The sequence below is a fragment of the Treponema vincentii genome (assembly GCF_010365865.1).
Classification (GTDB): Bacteria; Spirochaetota; Spirochaetia; order Treponematales; family Treponemataceae; genus Treponema.
The window spans coordinates 2,750,371-2,770,497 of record NZ_CP048020.1 but is presented as its reverse complement, the minus strand read 5'-3'; the positions used below and the strand labels follow the sequence as shown (position 1 = coordinate 2,770,497).

At 42.7% G+C, this 20,127-nt stretch carries 19 protein-coding genes and 1 pseudogene; 11 read left to right on the top strand and 9 right to left on the bottom strand.

What is annotated here, in order from left to right:
• Window positions 1–3: 3 nt before the first annotated feature.
• Entirely contained in the window at window positions 4–441 is a 438-nt protein-coding gene (locus tag GWP43_RS13155; protein ID WP_162664527.1) for a Holliday junction resolvase-like protein, read from the bottom strand.
• A gap of 140 nt (window positions 442–581) precedes the next feature.
• Here GWP43_RS13155 and GWP43_RS13150 point away from each other — a divergent pair, with 140 nt between their 5' ends.
• Window positions 582–1,730 (top strand): hypothetical protein, encoded by a 1,149-nt coding sequence (locus tag GWP43_RS13150; RefSeq protein ID WP_162664526.1) that lies wholly within the window; start codon window positions 582–584, stop codon window positions 1,728–1,730.
• A 50-nt stretch (window positions 1,731–1,780) separates the two neighbouring features.
• A complete protein-coding gene (locus GWP43_RS13145) occupies window positions 1,781–2,326 on the top strand; it encodes a histidine phosphatase family protein (RefSeq protein ID WP_162664525.1) in 546 nt (181 codons plus the stop codon).
• Here the strand turns inward: GWP43_RS13145 and GWP43_RS13140 are convergent.
• The 4 genes from GWP43_RS13140 to GWP43_RS13125 form a co-directional block, all read right to left on the bottom strand.
• A complete protein-coding gene (locus tag GWP43_RS13140) occupies window positions 2,292–3,224 on the bottom strand; it encodes an RluA family pseudouridine synthase (RefSeq protein WP_230977725.1) in 933 nt (310 codons plus the stop codon). The genes GWP43_RS13145 and GWP43_RS13140 overlap by 35 nt on opposite strands.
• Before the next feature lie 88 nt (window positions 3,225–3,312).
• Window positions 3,313–4,140 (bottom strand): purine-nucleoside phosphorylase, encoded by an 828-nt coding sequence (locus GWP43_RS13135; protein WP_162664524.1) that lies wholly within the window; start codon window positions 4,138–4,140, stop codon window positions 3,313–3,315.
• Window positions 4,141–4,150: 10 nt separating this feature from the next.
• Window positions 4,151–4,648, bottom strand: coding sequence for a hypothetical protein (locus GWP43_RS13130; protein WP_162664523.1), 498 nt, complete (start codon window positions 4,646–4,648; stop codon window positions 4,151–4,153).
• A gap of 47 nt (window positions 4,649–4,695) precedes the next feature.
• A complete protein-coding gene (locus tag GWP43_RS13125) occupies window positions 4,696–6,681 on the bottom strand; it encodes an ATP-dependent helicase (protein WP_162664522.1) in 1,986 nt (661 codons plus the stop codon).
• A 23-nt stretch (window positions 6,682–6,704) separates the two neighbouring features.
• On the opposite strand from GWP43_RS13125, the gene GWP43_RS13120 reads away from it, so the two are divergent.
• The 3 genes from GWP43_RS13120 (at window position 6,705) to GWP43_RS13110 (ending at window position 8,238) form a co-directional block, all read left to right on the top strand.
• On the top strand, window positions 6,705–7,073 hold the full coding sequence (locus GWP43_RS13120; protein ID WP_162664521.1) for a hypothetical protein: 369 nt from the start codon (window positions 6,705–6,707) through the stop codon (window positions 7,071–7,073).
• Window positions 7,074–7,418: 345 nt separating this feature from the next.
• Entirely contained in the window at window positions 7,419–7,961 is a 543-nt protein-coding gene (locus tag GWP43_RS13115; protein WP_162664520.1) for a DUF1643 domain-containing protein, read from the top strand.
• A gap of 46 nt (window positions 7,962–8,007) precedes the next feature.
• A complete protein-coding gene (locus tag GWP43_RS13110; RefSeq protein WP_162664519.1) occupies window positions 8,008–8,238 on the top strand; it encodes a hypothetical protein in 231 nt (76 codons plus the stop codon).
• 55 nt (window positions 8,239–8,293) lie between these two features.
• Here the strand turns inward: GWP43_RS13110 and GWP43_RS13105 are convergent, their stop codons facing one another.
• Window positions 8,294–8,677, bottom strand: coding sequence for a type II toxin-antitoxin system HicB family antitoxin (locus tag GWP43_RS13105; protein ID WP_162664518.1), 384 nt, complete (start codon window positions 8,675–8,677; stop codon window positions 8,294–8,296).
• A gap of 3 nt (window positions 8,678–8,680) precedes the next feature.
• Window positions 8,681–8,869, bottom strand: coding sequence for a type II toxin-antitoxin system HicA family toxin (locus GWP43_RS13100; RefSeq protein WP_162664517.1), 189 nt, complete (start codon window positions 8,867–8,869; stop codon window positions 8,681–8,683).
• Between the two features lie 139 nt (window positions 8,870–9,008).
• Between GWP43_RS13100 and GWP43_RS14310 the strand changes: the two genes are divergently transcribed.
• A complete protein-coding gene (locus GWP43_RS14310) occupies window positions 9,009–9,185 on the top strand; it encodes a hypothetical protein (RefSeq protein WP_203232418.1) in 177 nt (58 codons plus the stop codon).
• 991 nt (window positions 9,186–10,176) lie between these two features.
• A complete protein-coding gene (locus GWP43_RS13095; protein ID WP_162664516.1) occupies window positions 10,177–10,401 on the top strand; it encodes a YdbC family protein in 225 nt (74 codons plus the stop codon).
• 76 nt (window positions 10,402–10,477) lie between these two features.
• Here GWP43_RS13095 and GWP43_RS15090 read toward each other — a convergent pair whose 3' ends face one another.
• Window positions 10,478–11,494 (bottom strand): methyl-accepting chemotaxis protein, encoded by a 1,017-nt coding sequence (locus GWP43_RS15090; RefSeq protein WP_230978163.1) that lies wholly within the window; start codon window positions 11,492–11,494, stop codon window positions 10,478–10,480.
• A gap of 37 nt (window positions 11,495–11,531) precedes the next feature.
• Complete coding sequence (locus GWP43_RS15085; protein ID WP_230977724.1) at window positions 11,532–12,188, bottom strand: hypothetical protein; 657 nt, start codon at window positions 12,186–12,188, stop codon at window positions 11,532–11,534.
• Window positions 12,189–12,560: 372 nt separating this feature from the next.
• Between GWP43_RS15085 and GWP43_RS13085 the strand changes: the two genes are divergently transcribed.
• The 4 genes and pseudogenes from GWP43_RS13085 to creD all read left to right on the top strand — a co-directional run bounded on the left by GWP43_RS13085 (window position 12,561) and on the right by creD (window position 20,125).
• Window positions 12,561–15,104 carry a hypothetical protein gene (locus tag GWP43_RS13085; RefSeq protein ID WP_162664515.1) on the top strand — a complete coding sequence of 848 codons (2,544 nt, stop codon included), beginning with the start codon at window positions 12,561–12,563 and terminating at the stop codon, window positions 15,102–15,104.
• Between the two features lie 27 nt (window positions 15,105–15,131).
• The gene (locus GWP43_RS13080) at window positions 15,132–16,775 is read left to right on the top strand and encodes a hypothetical protein (protein ID WP_162664514.1); all 1,644 of its coding nucleotides are present in this window, start codon (window positions 15,132–15,134) and stop codon (window positions 16,773–16,775) included.
• A 540-nt stretch (window positions 16,776–17,315) separates the two neighbouring features.
• A complete protein-coding gene (gene prs, locus GWP43_RS13075) occupies window positions 17,316–18,593 on the top strand; it encodes a ribose-phosphate diphosphokinase (RefSeq protein ID WP_162664513.1) in 1,278 nt (425 codons plus the stop codon).
• 17 nt (window positions 18,594–18,610) lie between these two features.
• Window positions 18,611–20,125 (top strand): annotated as a pseudogene (gene creD, locus GWP43_RS13070) (cell envelope integrity protein CreD).
• The last annotated feature ends 2 nt before the right edge of the window (window positions 20,126–20,127 follow it).

Sequence of the window (20,127 nt, the reverse complement as noted above, 5' to 3'; positions counted from 1 at the left end):
ATGTTATTCTGCTGCACTGGGTATACGGTACTCGGTGTAGCGGACATTCTTCTTTTCGACGGCATCGCGCAATGAACGCTCAATATTTGAGAGCACCGCATTGCCGGTTTTTACTTCGACGAACAGCACTTCATTAATTGTTCCAGTCGATATCCCCGGAAATGCGACAAAGTCGACCGGTTTTCCAACAAACCGAATTTCAGTCGGATCGGCAGGAAAGCCAGGGAAGAACGCCGCAAATTGTTCGGAGAGTTGTCCGTTTAGTACGGCTCGCGACCGTTTAATAGCATCTTCTCGAGCTGTTTTAATTTCTGCTGTGAGGTGTCTGCTGGCAATGAGTTTACCAATCTTCGTTCCAAGGAAGAAAGCGACAATAATGAATAGAATTCCCGTAGTTACTAAAATAATAAGCAAGAACTTTACTTCTAACGTATCAAGCATGACTCTCCTCCCAAAGAATTTCTTACCGACGTAATATATCGTGTTATTGTGAGTATCGGTTGTCCGTTGTATTCCTAAAGGATTCTATAAAATATCCGATATAAGAGTTGATTTTTTCTACGAAATTGAGGCGTTAGTGTATGTATCGTATAGTATCTGTACTGTGTTGCTGCTATTTTTTATTGTTATCCATTTCTTGTGCGTCCAGTGCCGCACAAGGTATTACTGTATCACCGGTAACGGACCTAAGTGGAGGTTCTGAACAAGAATACTCGAAACGATCTTCTCAAACAGAGGGATTGGGTAATAAAATTACCGAAACATCGTCAGAGACGCAAACAGCTGTACGGCTGCTTTCAGAGCTTACACAGGCTGTTGAAAATCACGATGTACATAAAGGGCTTGCATTGTTTAGTACTATTTATGAATCGTGCAATGGGCAAGAAGCTGATGCGAGCCTTATCGATGCTCGCAATCGAATAAAACCGTTATTGGAGTCTATTTCCATAGAGGTGATCAATAAACCCGCACCTACGAATGCCGGATCTCCGTTCACACAGCCATTTACAGCACGTATTGTCATTACCATACCCGGAAAACAGTTCCCGCTTGATAATTATCCTATCACCGTTCTCTACCCATCAGCCGGTACAGGCAGCAGTTTAAAAAGAGAGCTTGTACGGACGGATTCCGATGGTTTTTTATACTTTACACCACCCACCCCCAATCGAGCATGTGACGGGAAACTTTTATTTTGTCTTTATCCGGTAAGAGCGGATACTGCTTTAATTAATGGCGCAGACGATAATCTATCCGTTTTCTTCCCTTATAAAGTTGCAACAGCGGAGAAACGGATACCGTCTATTATTGCTATTCTTGATTATGATGAAAATAATGCGCCTATTTTTTCCAGTAATACAACCTCGACACGACTTCTTATGGGGCTTATGAAACGCGGTTTTACTAGGGTTGGGCTTGATGAATATCGTGAACTTGCTAATGCGGATGACACTTCTGTTATCCGTGCTGCGCAGGCGAAGATCGGCGCTGCTGTCGATCGTTTTATTTTCGGAAGAACATATATTACGGTAAATACAGAAGATAATATCATGTTTACCTGTACCATACGGGCTGATGTATCTATTTGGGATTTTAAACAGGCGCGGAAAATAAACCGATTTACCTTTACCCATACTGCAAAAGCTAAAACAAAAACTCAAGCAATTTCGCTTGCTCGTGCTGATTTGGGTGAAGCGGTGATTGCCGAAACATTCAACTACAGTCTGTAAGGCTTTTTATCCCCTTGCCGTGAAGGCCGAATCAGCTTATACTTTACAGTATGAAGCTTTTTGTTGTGCGGCACGGCGAAACAGACTGGAATGTAAAAGAATTGGCATGCGGCGTTTCGGAATCTATGCTAACGGAAAAGGGGCGGCTACAAGCGCAATCCGTAGCCACTCGGTTAAAAGAAGATAAAGAAAAAAATAATATCACGACAATTTATGTATCTCCGCTCAAAAGAGCGAGGGATACGGCAGTATATATTGAACAGGCATTACAGCTTACGGCTATTCCTAATACCCACTTACAAGAGATAAATTTCGGTGATTTCGAAGGAAAACCGTGGAATAGTCCCGAGTTTTTATATATTCATAAAAATCCTTTTTTAAAATTTCCTGCGGGTGAATCCTTTGCACAGGTGGCGCACCGTGCATACAGTATTATAGAAGACGTAAAGGATAAACATACAGGAGCCGGTAATATTCTTTTTGTCTGCCATGGCGTGGTGGCAGCGGCTATTTATACGTATTTTAAGCCTTTCTCAGCAGAGGAATTATTGCGATTGGAAATTAAAAATTGCCAGCTGCTCGAGTTTGATTTGTAAGAATGGCGGATGCTGCTTTTCTCCAACCTGAAAAATATTGTTTGAGAGAAGTTTTCATTTCGGGAAAAAACGGAGCTTCAATAAGAGCGGGCATATCCGCCGGTCTTGAGGCGGGAAAATACAACCGCCACGCATGGAGTAAATAGTGCTTGCAGGTAGGCAGCGGATTCCCACCGCGGTATTTACGATCCCCAACCAACGGATGGCCTGCGTTCGCGCTATGCTTTCGTATCTGATGTTTTTTACCGGTAATAAGCTTAAACAGTATCAGCGACGCATCAATCCCTCTATTGTAGCTCAGCGAATAACATTGCGTGATAGTTTTACCGCTTTCGTCTTCGACGGTAATAAGCTGTGTTTGCAGATTACCGCGTACAACGCCTAAGTAGTATTTGCCTACCGTTTTTTCCCGCAGACATTGAGAAAACCATTGCGCTCCGGCAAGTGTCTGCGAAAAACAGAGCACACCGGTAGTATCTTTATCCTGCCGGTGCAACGTCCCTGATTTAAAAGAAAGGCTTCGCAGAGGATGACTAGCGGAGCTGGTAGAAGGCGGTATATCGGCGGATAATTGTGCCGTAGCATCGGAAAGTAGCGTGTCAATGCTGTGTTCCCCATGTACGGGAATTCCCGCCGGCTTATTGACAATGAGCAAGTCGGTTGTTTTTAACAAGATCGGGATATCGGTATGAATGCGAGTTTGCCTGCTTGAGACACGGCACCGTTTGCCGGAGATATGGTTTTGTTCACCGGGTGCTGATTGCTTCCATACCGGTTGTTTTTCAGCAGAGAGGAGTGTTTCGGAAATCGATAATGTATCGCCTACTGCCGTCCGGTAGTTAAGCACTGTTCGCTTGCCGTTGATGCGGATGGAGCCCTTACGGATTGCTGCATACAACGTCGAAAGCGGAGTATCCGCCAGAAATTTTCTGATTACACGGTCAAGCCGCCTGCCGGCATCGTTTTCCGAAAGAATAAATTCCGTTTTATGCTTTTCCTATGCGGCCGATGCTGTTTAATACCAGTTGTTTAAATAGCGGAGCTGCTTTTTTTCCTGCGTCCAGCACTTCTCGTTCGCTCAATAAGGAACTGCTCATACCTGCCGCAAGATTCGAAATGAACGAGACGCCGCAAACACGCATACCGGCATGGCGGGCAGCGACTGCTTCTACAGCAGTACTCATACCAACGGCATCGGCGCCGAGCATCCCTGCCAGGCGAACTTCTTGCGGCGTTTCATAAGCCGGTCCGGTGAATTGACAATATACCCCTTCTTTCAGGGGAATATGCAAGGCATCTGCTGCCGCTTTGATATGTATTCGGAGATCTCTATCATAAACTTGAGTCATATCGGGGAAACGCACACCGAGTGTTTCGAAGTTTTTCCCGATGAGTGGAGAAGGCACAAGGCAGGCGATATGATCGGTAATCAGCATAAAATTACCTGCGCTGAAGTTTTTGTTCGCCCCGCCTGCCGCATTGGTTAAAAAGAGAATTTCCGCCCCCATCATTTTCATAATCCTGATAGGAAGCACCACATCGGTCATCGGATATCCTTCGTAATAGTGGATTCTCCCTTGCATAATAACGATAGGAATTTCTCCTATTTTTGCAAATACAAATGCGCCGCGGTGTCCCGGTGCTGTAGAAAGCGGGAAATTACGAATGGAAGCATACGGAATAGTCGCGTCAACCTCCAATTCGTTCGCCAGATCACCCAGTCCGGAGCCAAGCACTAGTGCGATCTTAGGGGGGTACGGAATGTGATCTTTGATATTTTTAAAACATTGTATCAATTTTTCTTCAGCAGTCATATAGTTTCCTTTAATCATCTATACCGGTACCCGTCAACAGGCGTTCTATGTCGGCCAAGCTTGTAATACGACTCGCCACAGTCTTGCTGCGTCCAGCCATTTTTGTATCATATTGGAGTGTTGCGCGGTAAAGTTCAAGCACCATTGAAGACAATAAGTTAAGGTTCGGGGCCAGATTACTGAATGCCATATTGCGGTACACTTTATCGGCAGTCGCCATTTTAGTATTTGCTTCGGCAATCGAATTAATATTGGGGAGGACATCGCGCCGGACTAAATAGATAAAACGGGCAAGCGCAATAATGTCATAATAGAGGTCATCAAGATGAAACCCTTGTAAGACAAAATCATCGGAATGTTCGGTCAAATCAACTATGTGCCGTGATAAATCAATATTAGAAAGAATTTGTGCAAACAAAGGACGTAAGAAACGCGTTGCGATATTTTCATTGTAATGCCGCCCAATTCTTACGATTATTTCAGCGATAATTCTATCATCCACTAACATGGACTTTACTATATATCAGTTCACAGGTTTTTACAAGTATAAACATCTTACATAGAAAACTTCTTCTTCATCTGGGCAAACATCTTGGCGATGTCTTCTTCCTCAGCTTCGGTGTCCGGCTCATGGTACTGCACCAGCTCCGCAGGAATTTCTTCCAAGAACGGTGAGGGGCTGCACTCCAGCAAGCCTGCTTGCCTACGCCGAGTCCGGCAGCTTGTAATAATGAGCTTGTCGCGGGCGCGGGTAATGGCGACATAGAACAGGCGGCGCTCTTCTTCCACATCCCCTGCATTTTCTTCCATACTACGGGCATGGGGAATAATGCCTTCCTCAGCACCTGCAATAAACACCACCGGAAACTCCAATCCCTTCGCGGCGTGGATAGTCATGATATTCACCTCGCCGGTATCTTCCTCATTTTGATCATCGCGGCTCAGCAGCGTGATGCGATTGAGGTAGGTATACAGCGAAGGGTCAAAGTTGTCGGGGTTTGTTTCCCACGTGTCGATAGACTGCAAGAGGCTTTCGATATTCAAAAACTTAAAGCGCGCCGCTTTTTCGTTTTTCTGAAATTCCTGCGTCAAATAATCAAAATACTGAATACGCTCCACGAGTTTCCGTACCTTATTCGCCAAGCCCTTGCCGGACAGCAGCTGTTTCCGTTCGGAACTTATCAGCTCGACAAATTCCTCCAAATCGGCAAGGCTCTTTTCGCGGAAGTCATCCGGCGGACGCTCAAGCAGCGCATGAATCGCCATGCGGATAGAGCATTCCTTTTCCGTTGCGATTGCGGAGAGCACTTCCAGTGTTTTTTTCCCAATACCGCGCCGCGGTGTGTTGATAATCCGCAAGAGGTTAATATCATCGTCGGGATTCGCAATCACCCGCAGATAGCTGATAATGTCTTTAATTTCTTTGCGCTGAAAAAAGCTCGTGCCGCCGGACATCCGGTACGGAATATTGGCATCGAGGAAGGCTTCTTCAATCGCGCGCCCTAAGCCGTTGGTGCGGATCAAAACACCGAAGTCCGCATAGCTCCGGTTCTCGCGCAGCTTCTCCGTAAGGATGGTGTCCGCAATAAAATCAGCCTCTGCCGCCTCATTCTCCGGGATAAAAATTTCAATCGGCTTGCCGGAGCCGTTCCCCGACCACAGCGCTTTTTCTTTCCGGTTGGTATTGTGCGAAATCACCCCGTTCGCAGCCGCCAAAATCGTACCGGTGGAACGGTAATTTTGCTCAAGCTTAATCTCCACCAGATGCGGGAAATCCTTTTCAAACAGGCGGATATTTTCATAATTCGCTCCCCGCCACGAATAAATAGACTGATCATCATCGCCGACCACGCATACATTCTCATCCGCAATTAAGTGCATCATCTGATACTGCTGGATGCTCGTGTCCTGAAACTCATCCACCATCACATACCGGTAGCGGTTCTTGTACACCGCAAGCACATCGGGATGTTCGGTAAAAAGCTTAATCGGCAGCATAATCAAATCGTCAAAATCCACCGCATTGAACAGCTTGAGCCCGGCCTGATATTCGTTGTACAGCGGACGATACACCGCCGTCTGCGCCGTAAAATTTTTCTGCCCCGTCTTTATCTGAGAAAACAGCGTCCCCACTCCGTACACATCGAGCGTTTCCGTTGCAATTTTCAGTTCCTTCGCCGACTCCTTAATCAGCTGATTGCGGTCTACCTCGTCGTAAATGCTAAAGTTCTGCCGCCAGCCCAGCCGGTCAATATATTCCCGCAGGATTTTCACCCCCAGCGCGTGAAAAGTACTAATCGTTAAATTCTGTAACTTCTTACCCGTCAGCTCTTTAATCCGCTGCTCCATCTCCCGCGCCGCCTTGTTCGTAAAAGTCAACGCCAAAATCTGCGACTGAGGAATCCCGCTTTCCAGCATGTGCGCAATCCTAAACGTAATCACGCGCGTCTTCCCCGACCCCGCCCCCGCAATAATCAGCACCGTCCCGTTAATCGTATTGACCGCCTTCGCCTGCTCAGGATTTAAGTTTTCCGTATTCATAAGACTGGGGAGTATAGCATAAAATGAGGAGAAAAGATACGGAAGAGAGAGGTCTTTTTGTTCGTTTAGGTGGTTATTTGGTTGGGGAAGTCTCCCCGATTAAAAGCTTGCGCCATGGACGGCGCAGGAGAAAAATGATTAGCGATGTTTTGCGAAACGCAAAACTCGCGCCCATCATTTTACACGGACGTAAAATGATGGGCACCGCTCCGGCTTCCTGCTTGAACCTGCCGAAACATTTCGGCAGCCTGTATCTTGAACCGGTGTTTTTCCCTCACGGTCAAAAACCGGCTTCTGCTGTTTCTGTGTTCAAGCAGGCGATCCTCCGCTACCCCCTCGTCACAAATGTAACATACTGTATGGAGATAGCACGTATATTGGAGACGAAATAGAAAAGATATTAAAAAAGAAAGAGATCGAAAGAAATAAAAAGAAGCAGGTGGATGTCAAACAACCGGTCTGATGCGTTTGTCCTGAAATCCTCCCTTGACACCCACACCCATCAACGATATATTTATATCCGTTATCTAACACATATGCTAAAGAGAGTGCTAATGCCGAGAGGCAAAAATGTGCAAATTATATCAAAATTATAGCCGTCGACAAACGTGAATGCAGTGCAGCGGAGTAATTTATAAATCTATTCGAAAACTTCAATTTTCAGAGCAGGTTACCTTGAAATGCACAAAATGTTATACTATATATAGACGTTCTAATTCGGTCGTAAAAGGTAAAATATGGAATGGATGAATATAACTTGTGATCCCGAAAACCAAGGATATATTGATGCCCCACTGACTTGTAGATATTTATTAGAAAAAAAAGGGAAGAAGAAATTAATTGTATTAGGACTAAACCCTAGTACAGCAAATTCCAAGGTTCCAGATAGCACTATGAAAAAAGTAATGCATTACGCAGAGCAAGAAAGTTTTGATAGCTTTGCAATGGTTAATTTATACCCCCAACGGGCAACAAACCCTGAAGATTTAAAAAACTTTAACGAAGAACTGCATAGAAAAAATTTGACAAAAATAGAGGCTGTAGTATCACAAATTGAAAAACCAGTAGTTTTATTGGCTTTCGGTGGAAATATCATGAAAATTAAATTTTTAAGCTCTTGTTTTATCGATATTTATAAATTGCTAAAAAAATATAATCCGTCTTGGAAATGTCTTGATATTGGAGCAACCGGAATACCAAAGCATCCTTTATACTTGAAGAACAGTCTGAGAATGAAAGATTTTGATATTGATAGTTTTATACTAACCTTACAAAGGTAAAAAAATGGACTATTGATCATATAAATGATAATACACGAGGTATGCTATGAGTAAATGGAGCGAAACATTACAGGAAAATACCCTGCAGCATGTATTTTATGGAGCAGTAATGAAGGATGAAAGTCATAACTTCGGCATATTTACCGAGCTTGATGGAAAAGTAATTATCAAAGGTATTAAGAAGGACGGCGGTATTATGCCTGTTGCCAGTGATGAAACAATTGCCTCCTTTGATTCTATTTCAGAGATGATTAATGCAGGTTGGGTGATGGATTAAAAACGATAATCATACCGGTCGCAACACAACGAGATAGCGTCCTCTTCGAATAAAATTACAATGCTATTTGCAGCCTTTGTTTTAATGCGTTTTGCAGCTCCTGTGAAAAATTGAGGTTTGCATTTTCCGCTGCCTCTGCAAGCCAAGCAGGTAGTGTTACATTTTTACGAACACTTTTGTCTTGTATCAAATATTTTTTATCGGTTTTTATAAGTGTAACGAAATCAGCATCTTGCGGTTTTGTTATATTTCCAATTTCCGTAGCTGCCGGTAACGTTTCACCATCTTGCAGCATAAGATACACTCTTCCCGTTAATGCTTCTTCAGCCATTAGTAAGGCTTCTTGTAAAGTAGAGCCGCCGGTCGCCAGTTCTAAATCTTTGAAAACAACTGAATAACCGTCATTATCTTTATAGAAAAATGCAGGGTATATATACATTCTTTACTCCTTTAAGCCTGCTTGCTTCAAAATACTATTTACAACATATTTTGATAATTCTTTATTACCATGAAATGGAATTGTTACTTTTCCTTTTTTAGAATCGTGCACATAATGATAATGAGAGCCTATTGTAGATTGTAAATACCAGCCGTCTTTTTTTATTAACTTTTCTATTTCTTTAAATGTCATAATTTATGATATGTATTTATGCGCATGTTGTCAAGTGACTTTACTCAAATGAAAATAAATACTCTGAATTACCTATTTTGATCTAAAAAGCATTATGATAGGATGATGGGAACATAATTACAAAAGGAAGAACTCCCCAATGTCAGTTATTGAACAAGTAAAAATGCTGCCGGAGCCGCTATTGGCGGGTGATTTTACGGAAAATTATACTAAGCAAGCAAAGCCTAAAGATAAGCAAGCATTCTTTGCATTAGCAGGGAAAATCCATCTTGACCAATATACAGTAACCGAATTACGCGAGGCAAGTTTGATATGATTTTGGTAGACTAAGACTGTTTCGGTTTCTTTTAAAATGAGATGAAAAAGCGAATTTTAGCCACTATAAAGGCGCCTGCTAGGAAGTTTGATTCTTATTCCAGCGGAGTTCCCTCTTTCCACGATTCAAAAATATACTCACGGGATTGATAGAAAAAATCAGTATTATAATTTGAAATTGCTCCGTCAATCCATGACGAATAAACAGAGACCAATGTGTCAACAATAAAATCAATAGATTCGTTCTCTGCACAAATATCTTCAATAAGGCGTTCGTATACTGCGCCGATTGTCCAATAATCCGGAACTGCATAACGGCACCGTAAAACATTATCAAAGTCTCCGGATGTTATATTATAAATGGATATAATTTCTGGTAACTATTATAATTGAGATTTGTCTTTCTGAAAACATACTGCATTATCTGTAACCTGAACAACGGTTTGGTTGAACCGGGTGCGGCTTCTCGCCTACGCTCTGTGCCGGAGGTGGTGATTACATAAAAAAACCGCTCCAGGAGTATGCAAGATGGAGCGGTTTAAAATAGAGTATAAATCATTCACACTTATCAATACTTTTACGAACGCCTTTGACTTATAGCAACCTCCTTACAAGAAAGTTCTTGTATACTGTTATGTTAGCAAAAGATTACATTAATGTCAAGCATATATAACAAAAATAACAAAATAATTTTTACTTGCTAGTCCTATCGATGAGATTATGTTATAACACATACATGGATAACAGGGTAAACACATCAGAGATTTCTTGAATATCCCCGCAGAATGATGAGGCTGTTCAACCAGAATTTCGCCGCATTGTGGCTCAAATGGTTGCCCGGCCTCCTCATTCTGCGATTTTTATCTATTTATCTGATGCATTTACCCTTACCCTGAAAAAATATGCAAAATTTTGTTCAAAATTTTGTGTAGAAATGAAAGCAAACGCTTAAAATTTTATAATGCGTTTGTTCAATATACATGGAGGTAGGTATGGCAGATGAATTCAGCTATGAAATTACACAAAAATATGGGGTTCTTTCTACTTCAAAAAGCGGATGGACAATGGAATTAAACTCAGTAGCATGGAATGGACGCAGCCCTAAATATGACCTTCGTAGTTGGTCTCCCGATCACGAAAAGATGGGCAAGGGGGTTACGCTCACTACAGAAGAGGTGACCGCACTCAAAGCATTATTGGATAGTATGCAGTTGTAAACATTTCCTCTATCGAGAACCTCAAAAGCGGACGGAGCTTTCAGAGGTTCTCATGACTCAACAATCTCAAAAACATCTATTCTAAGGTGGAAAAGTGCATTAAAGCCGTTTTTGCCTCGTCGCCGGTTTTTTCAATCATTGATGAAAAGTCTACTAGCGATGTATAAATAGTATCCGTTTGCAAATGAATTTTTTCGAAAGATTGATCGAGTTCATCACTGGTGGTTCCAATGCCGGTAATGACGGTTACTACTTGTTTTATCGTTCCGCCGATATCGTGTGAACTTTCCAGCGCGGCAGCGGCGAGACGGCTCAGCTCTTCGGCAACAACGGCAAAGCCTTTACCGGCATCGCCGGCATGTGCCGCTTCGATTGCCGCATTCATACTCAGCATCTTTGTTTGTTCTGCAATACTTTCTATAATTTCGGACATTTCTTGGATTTTCGAAACATTTTGGATAATAAACTGCAAATGCTCATGGGTTGTTTTGAACAGCTGATGCCCTGTTTTAAATGTTTCCACTAGTTTTTTTGCCGCTTCGGAATCGCTGCGGTGATTTTCAGCGGTTTGTTGTACCGAAGAAAGAATTTCTTTCATCTGAGCGGCCGAATGGTGGTATCCGGTACGCTCTTTCTCGGCTGTTACTTGCATCGTTTTATATGTTGCCTGCAGATCGGCGTGTTTCTTTTCCAGTGAATCATAGCTACGTTGGAGTTCGGTAAGATTTTGTTCCAGCTGTGTATTTCGCTCAAGAAGATCTGCCTGTTTTTCAGCAAAAGCACTATTCTTTGTATCGGGCTGCGTATTACCAGTAAAGCGGTTTTCCATATCGCTACGGTTTTTCGCTTTCCACGATGTTATCGATGCCTCGGATTCTGCAGATACCCCTGCTTCATGGTTGCCGAACGTGAAGCGTGTCGACTGTGCTGATTGTCCCGATTGAGACGACCGGAAAGGTAATACCTCGGAAGCAAGTTGTAGCTGTGATGTGGCATCAGCCGAGCCGTAGTTTTTCAAAGCACCACCTGCATCCACCAATTCCCCATCTGCTTTATGAACATATAAGCCGTTTCTATCCGTCCTGTTTTGCACCCCACTCAAACCGGTCGTCAATCTTTGCCCAGAAACATCAGTTTTTGGCCCCGCTTTCAGCACAATTCGTCTTTTCGCATTGCGGGCAAGTAAGATGGTATAAATAGTTTGTACCAGTGCCCATGTAACAAAAAAGACCTAACAGCCAGGTTACCGAAATCAATATCCCCGAAAGAATTGCTGCCTGTTTACGATACCGGCTGGCGGTGCTCTCTAATGCGCCTGATACTGTGTCAAAGTTATTAACATGAGTGTTGATTAGTTTTTCAATTGTTTCCAACTTCCTTTCATCAAACGGCTTCGGTTTTGCTGCGCCCAACTGGTTATAGTCATTAACCAGCGTGGTAAATTCCGCATTTATTGAACGGGCTGAAGTAAAATATTCCGAAAGGCTGTTCCGCAATACAGCATCCTTTTCCGTATATTTTTCCGCTGCATATTCCACGGCAACTAATGTGGGCTCGTATTTACTTAACGCACTGGTAACAGAAGAAGGGATATGTACACCGGCAACACCATAACGATATATAGTACCGCGTACGTAGAGTATGTTACGTTCGTAACCGGCAAGTAGCACAATCTGATGTTCGAGCGTATCAGCCGGTTTAGAAATCTGCATAAAAGTTCCGGCCGCAATAAGCAATAGCAACACCAATATGCCCGATAAGATTCCGATTTTCAGTTTTATGTTCATAACAATAAGCCTCAGTATGAGTATCGGAAAATAATTCTCGATAGATTAAAAACAACCTGATGTAATTATCTTTCTTGCTCCCATAAAAACTTTTACAGGAAACATCAGTTTCCGAAAAAGCTTTTAGTCGTGCGCGCATTACGCGTACACGTAAATACTCGAGTTTGCCTATGCAAATTCGAGATAAAAAGCTCCGACGCTATTTTAGGTGTAGCTCTTTATCGTAACTTCTTGTTTTTGCATAGATAACATGGTATATTCTATAAACTATTAAATAGCACCATCGTTCTAAACCGTCATGATTTTTTGGCAGCATCCTGCCTGTAAAGTAAGGGGGAAAAGATGTCTTATCATAAATATAGCAAATATCCTATGTGTATCAGTATACTTATTGCTTTGGCTTTTACTGCCGCCTGTGGTTTACAGCCTTTTTCAAGCGTTAGAATAAAGGCAAAACCGACGGTTTATGTACCGCTGGGTGAAAAAAGTATTACTGAAGCTGAAGTATTCACAAAACTTGAAGAAACGCTGCAAAAGAACAATAAAAACATTCGTCTGTACCGGTATCAGCCTTCCGGAGGGGATGATAAACTCCGCTATTTAGTGCATTATCCGCTCCAAACCTTAGAGCTTGATATAAGCAAGTATTTCAATGGGGATCCGCTGGGAAACGGCGGATCGGGAGACAATGCCGCACTTTCTCAAAATTTTGAGAAGAAGATTTCTGTTCCCGATTTACAGCAAAAGAAAGATGTTCCTATAGATGTGTCTGGTATCAATCAGGAATTACTTAATCGGTTTAATACCGGCACTGCAATCCCTATTACTATCCCGCCAGGTATAGCACCGTTCCTCTCACATAGGCAGTCTGTTAATGTCAGTTTTACAGGTTTTAATGCGATTTCTTTTGAAAACGGTGCAAAGCTCACGTTATCATCAAGCTCTGCGACTGTAACTTATACCATTACAGCAGCAACGATGGAAAGTAATGGAGCGTCTGTTCCGGGAACTATATCCCTTGATGGAAAGAAGATTGAATTTTCATTAGACGGTATTATTATAAACAACACGGTAAGTTTTCAATTGACGCTAAATCTTACAAGCGGTTCCGGTATTATTTCTCTGGAAACCAAGTTGGAAGGTGTCATAAAAAAAGTGACTGGCGTAAATGCTGCTGATATTGATGTTTCTTTGGCAGCTCAAGCCATCCCTCTGTCCTTACCTGCTGAATTTGAAAAGGCAACGATTGCCGCAGGTTCGATGAAGTTTACCGCGCAAATGCCGAACGAGTGGTCAGGCATTACGATAGAAGAAAAAATGAAGGTAGAACAAGGTGGAGTAGGCGGCTTCTCTATTATCCCTTCGGACTATCGGCCGTTAGGAAATACCATTCCTCTGGAAAATCAAAATTTGAATAAGCAGCAGCTCTCCTATACTCCTGCATTCAAAGTAAAGCTGAATAATGCAACATATACGAAACAGAACAGTCTGCCTATTACCTTAGCGCTTGATATTAAAAAGTTTAAAGAAATTACACTGCAAAATCCTTCCGATCTTACAGTTAATAGGGAACAGGATGTTCCGCAAGATATGAAAGACTGGGTTAAAACGATAAAGTTTAAGACAGTATCTGCAAAAATTAAACTTGATAACGGTTTGCCTACAGAAAATGATATAAAAATAAGGCTTTCTTCAACGAGTTTTAAAATGCTGCTACCACAGGAAAAAGTATTCGTATCCGGCAAAACGGAACAAGAGTATAGCTGTAATGGCGGGGCTGCTTTCGATTTAGATATTGAGTCTCTGTCTAAGTTTGATTTAAACGCTCAGATTATTTTACCGAATACTACTGGCACTACCTTTACCTTGAAGAACATAGAGACAGGCAAGGATATAACATTATCCGGTTCTATTCAGTTTAATCCCGATTGGGAAGAAATTATTTTAAAGGCAAAAGCTAATCAAACCGTTTCTTTCCCACAGACGGGCAGGATGGACTTATCCGAGCTGACTTCAAAATTGAAAGATTCCGGCATAAAACTAGAAGAAATCCCTGCGTATTTTTATGCGGGCTCCGATTCGGGGCTGCTTGGAAGTACAAAAATGCGTGTAAAATTAACGGCAACATATATTAAGACGGAAGAGACGAGCGATATATCGAAAGACTTGGTAAACACGAGTGATATTACCTTAGAAGCACTTCCTGCCGATACATTCCCTTCGGATAAAATATTTACGGGCGCTATTCCGAATGCTATGCTTTCTATAAAGCAGGGAGAATCCGGTATTACAAATACCTTGGCGGGCATTATGAATGACTATCCGAAAAATTTGCAACTTACCTGTACGCTTAATATGGGGGAAATTCCGATTACCCGTGCGGAGTATAATACTCTCAAAGATAAAAAGCCTAAGGTAAGTATTGATCTTGTTTTGGATGTGCCGGTAGGTTTTAAAGTAGAGTCGGATCATCCGCTTTCATTGATGGATATGTTCGGTATAAATATGTCCGGCACCGATTTATTCGGCAGGCGTAGTGTTCATGATAAACCTTTCGGCCTTGATGATCAGATTTTAGATTCATTACAGGCACTTAATGTACATATTAACTTAAAAAATGATTTGAGCGGTCCTGTGCCTAAATGTATATTGCGATTCAAAGACGGTTCCGGCAATGCTATTAAGGGTGACTCTGACAAACCCATTAAAAAAGAAATAGCAGCGGCTGCAGGAGAGCAGACGGTAAAGCTCACTTCTTCAGAATTGAAAAAGCTTCTCGAAAAGTATCCCGTCTCACCGGAGTTGGTGTTGGAACTACCGCAAGGCTCATATTCGTTGAAGCGTGATTTTAAACTGGGAGCATCGATTACTGTCTTAGCGGAAACGGATATCAATTATTCGATGAAAGTGAACTAATTACCGGAATATCCTGAGGAAAGTAAAATGAAAAAAAAATGGTTTATTGTATTATATATCGTACTAGGCGTTGTTACGGCGTTTGGACAGGATGCGGTAGGTACGAGTACCGATTCTAAAATAGTAACCGAACAAGCAGCAACAACTGATCGTGATCAAGCCGATGGAGCTATCGTTCCTGCTCAAGCGACTGGCGCAGAAGAGGCAGAGTCTCCCCAAGAACATGCGGCTGCTCTACCCGAAAGCGAAGCGTCCGCTGCCGTTTCTGCTGCTGATAACGGCAGTACCGCACTGCCTGCTGCTGCCGAAAACGTTTCTGCCGCGCCGGCAGCTCATACGGATACCGGAGTGACTGAATTCCCGGCTTCGCCGGCTCCAAACGCAAATGCTAAAGACGAATCTTCCGGCACCGGAACGGGAATTGCTCCGGAACAGAACAATAAAGCGCAAGAGCAGAAAGATGTATCACAGTCGGTTGAAATGAATGAACCGACACAGCAGACTAAGAAGGTTCGTCCGTTCTCTCTGCATACGGGATTTGTTGTTTCGGCTACCGCTGCCAATAATATGGTTTCTGTGTTGGATTTTTTTCGGCCTGAATTGGTTATCGACCTTAATCAACTTTCAAAAGATACGATGAAATCGGGCATACATGTAGGTGCGCTTTTGGATGTTGACACATTTTTCCGGTTTACCGTATTGGAAAAACATACGGTAAAGTTTTCTATTACCGCTAATGGGGACGTATGGGGAAATTTACCGAAGAGTTTGCTTGATCTTGCAGCTAACGGTAACCCGGCGATTGCAACCGGTCAGACAATTCATGGTACTTTGAATGCAAAGAGCAATGTGTTCGCTGATGCCGGACTAATGTATCAGTTTAATAATCCGACTTACGGTTTTTCGGCACGGGTTGCATATTTTGCACCTGTCGCATATATGGAAAATCCCAGCGGAACATATAGGCTGTCTCCGCATATGACAGGCGGTGTGGTTGACGGTATTACACTGAAAGCTCAAGGTACTGCAAATATTTATGGGTATCTACCGGATTATTTAGCCAATAGAAATTTTTCTATACTTGAGGTTTTAAAAAACGGCGGTGTTGATTTAAGTTTAACCGGTGTATTCCGGCCAACAGGTTGGGTCGCGATTACGGGCGGTATCGACTACTTACCGATTATGCCGATCGTAACGACGAAAGGTATGCAGGCGACATTTAACTATGACGGTTCTGTGGCTAACCTTTTAGACGGTATTACGAGTGGGGGTACTTCCTTTTTTAACCAAACAACAAAAACGAGCCTTTCCGGTACCTTGGCTAAAAAGAAAATTATGCGCCCGTGTAAGGTAAGTATCGGCGCCGATTTTAAGCCGTTTCAAAATGATTACTTGATTTTATCACCATTTCTTGCTTTTCCGATTCTTAATGCAAAGCCGTATTATGTAGACGGAGGGCTTAAAATTGAAAGCCGTTTTGCAAAGGTGCTCGGCGTATATTTGGATAGCCGATATGTCGAACGGATGTGGAAGCATGAGTTTTGTCTTTTTATAGATTCGCGCTGGTTTACTTTTAGCCTTGCTGCATCCGTTGCCTCACAAGATTTCAAGCGGGCATTTACAACGCTGTCCGGTCTAGGGATAAAGCTTGGTATTGGTCTTGGTTTCTAGGATGATCTTTTGAAAATATACGACGCATCTACTGCGTCATACGACAAAAAAGTGTCCTCAACGTATCATAGATACGCTTGCGGTTAATTTGTGCTCGCGCCTTGTAATTTCAGAACGGACACGGATGTCTGTAAAATTTAACAGAAGCGAGATTTGTGGTATGCACAAATCTCGTCGTTGAGAAGCGTACACGGATGTACGCTTCTCAACAAGCTATTTTCAAAAGGCTAACGGAAAGCTAAATCCGTGTGTGCCCTAATGCGTTTGCCTTCCTTTTGTATGAAATTTTGCTTAAAATTTCGTACATTTTTTCTAACAAGCGGGTAAACGCATCAGGTAGAGTAGATAAAAAACGCGGAAAGATTGATACTATGAGACCATTTGAAACGCGAAGCGGTTCAACTCTGGTCGAATAGTATCAATCTTTCCGCGGGGTTGTTAAAAAGCAACCTGATGCGTTTACCCTACAACGACCGATTGAATTTTTTTTAAAAACATGTAAACTAATGCTCAAATTTATTCCGACATGAGGGGGCGGGTATGACATACTCCGGTTCTGCGAATTTGGCAATTCTGGCGTGTCCGGGCGGCGAACATTTTGCCGATGCGGTAATTAAACACTTAAAACATATTTATGTAGAAAAACTTAATAGAAAGATAGACAAGTTAATAAAACGATATAATTTACAAAAAGAAAGACTTATCCGGGACATCAATTTTTATAACGACCTTATTTCTTCCGGATTACATGAAAATAACGAGATTGAAAAAATTCGCGTTCCCCGATTTAAAGTGAATGCTCGTTTTACCTATTTTACAAACGGTGAATTTAAGACTGAAATATTGGAATGTATCCGCGGTAAGAACGTATTTATTTTTCAAGATGTAGAAAACCATTATCCGCTTTGGGTGAATGAAGGTAAAAATCAGCATGTTTTTTCGGTAAATGATCATCTTATGTCGATGATGGTAACCATCGACGCCGTACGCTATGCCGGAGCTGCACATATTACACTGGTAGTTCCCGTCTATCCATATAGTCGGCAACATAAAAAGAAGGGGCGTGAAGGACTAACTGCTAGTATGTTAGGCCATTTTTACGAAACACTCGGCGTCGATCAAATCATTACACTGGATATCCATTCTCGTGAGATTGAGAATGCCTTTCATACGGCTCGTATCGAAAACCTCCATGCAAGTTATCAGATTATGCGCGAACTTTCAAAGATTGAAAATCTTGCTGATCCCAATGCAGAGTTTGTTATTGTTGCTCCCGATAGCGGTGCGGTAGATCGGAATAAATTTTATTCCAGCGGCCTAAAAAAACCGCTTGCGATGATTTATAAAGAGCGGGACTATTCCGTCGTTACGCAAAATGCAAAGCAATCCAATATTGTCAATATTAACTTATTAGGGGATGTGACCGGCAAAACCGCCTTCCTTGCTGATGATATGCTCGGTACAGGCGGAACCTTATTAAAGGCGATGGAGTTCCTTAAAAACAAGGGCGCAAAAAAAGTTATTGCAGCTGTGAGTTTGCCGTTCTTCACCGGTGATGCAACCCAACTTTTTGATGAAGCCTATCAAAAAGGTTTTTTCTATCGCATCATCGGTACCAATGCAGTATATCATGAAGAGTTGCTCAAGAAAGAATGGTATATTTCAACTGATGTTTCAGGACTGTTTGCACAGACTATTTCGCGGCTGCATCATAATCAGTCTTTAAGCGGTCTATTGGATAATAGGGATATTATCGAACGGATGCTCCATACTGCGGATTCGAACGCGCAGCATAAGACGGATAATAAACAAGATTAAGCAAGGCCGTGGTTGATATGGATGTAAAACAATCAACAGAGATTATCGCTGCTATACCGAAGAAATCACTATTTCCCCATCAAGCAGCGTGGATAAAGCCTGTTATCATTTTGGTTATGATGTTGGTACTGCTTATCCCGCTTGCATTTATCCGCTCACTTGTTAATGATCGGGAGGGGTATCGACGGACTGCCGAAGCGTCTATCATGGAACCGGCAGGGGGGGAGCCTGTTATTGAGGGGCTTTTGCTTGCCGTGCCGTATGATGAATTAGTCGAATACACAGATTCGTCAAGGAAGGTTGTGCAAAAAGGGAAAAAAACGGACTATATTCTCACGGTTCCTGAAACATATAATCTGGTAACACAGATTGATCCCTATCGCCTTTCGCGAGGTATATTTACCGTGCCTGTTTTTAACGGTGATCTCGCGGTAACCGCCTCATTCTCAGGGTTCCAATTTAGTCAATTCAATATCGCGGAAAAAAATATCCGTTATAAGGATGCGGTACTTATCCTTGGGATAAAAGATAAAAAGACATTAACCGCTTATCCTGCGCTTTATGGAAACGGTAAACCGCTGCTTGAAGCGCTGACTGCCCCTGCCGGAGCCTCTCCGTTCCGCAATGCCGTGTATTACATGGTGCCGGAAGATATTGTGCGTTCCGGCTTTTCGATAGAAGGTTCCGTTTCCATCCAAGGGGGTTAAAGCCTTTGTATCGTACCGCTTGCTGCGGACAACAGTTTTGCCGTACAGTCGACATGGTCTGCTCCCAGCTTTGCGGGAGGATGGCTGCCGAAAAACCGAACACTCGACAATTCGGGCTTTTCCGCCGACTGGCGTATTTCCGGGTTAAGTACGGTATTTCCCCGCAGCTGGAGAGCTCAAGATTTCAGTATATCCAAAGATACGGATGTGTACGATGAATACGACGGTTATGCGACAGAAGCTTCTCCAAGTCTCCGCAGTTCGCCCGAAACGGTGAAGATCGGTTTTATCACTCCCGTTAATCATTATTCGCAAGTAAAGCGGTGCACTACTTATGCGCTCCTTTTTTTAGCGGTGCCGTTTTTAGCGATCTTTTTATGTGAATTGTGGAGCGCGGTGCGGATTCATCCCATCCAGTATTTTCTTATCGGGCTTGCTGATGTGTTATTTTACTTGCTGTTATTGTCTTTTTCCGAACATGTTTCGTTTAGCCTTAGCTATTTGATTGCGACGGCTGGTGTGTGTACCGTTGTCGGATTTTATACTGCGGCAATTTTTAAGCAAATCCGTTGGGGTGTCTTGTTAACGGCGGTGCAAGCCATATCCTATTTTTTATTGTTCGGCATATTGCAATCGGAAGATTATGCACTGCTTATCGGCAGTATCGGTATTTTCTGTGTTGTTTCACTGTTGATGTTCCTTACTCGGCGGGTTGATTGGTATAGTACCCGTTTTGCCTCTGTACATACTCGTTCGGAAGTTGATGACGGCGATATAAACCAAATACTTGCAAACGACGAATCTTTCTCCGGCGGCGCTCAATAGGT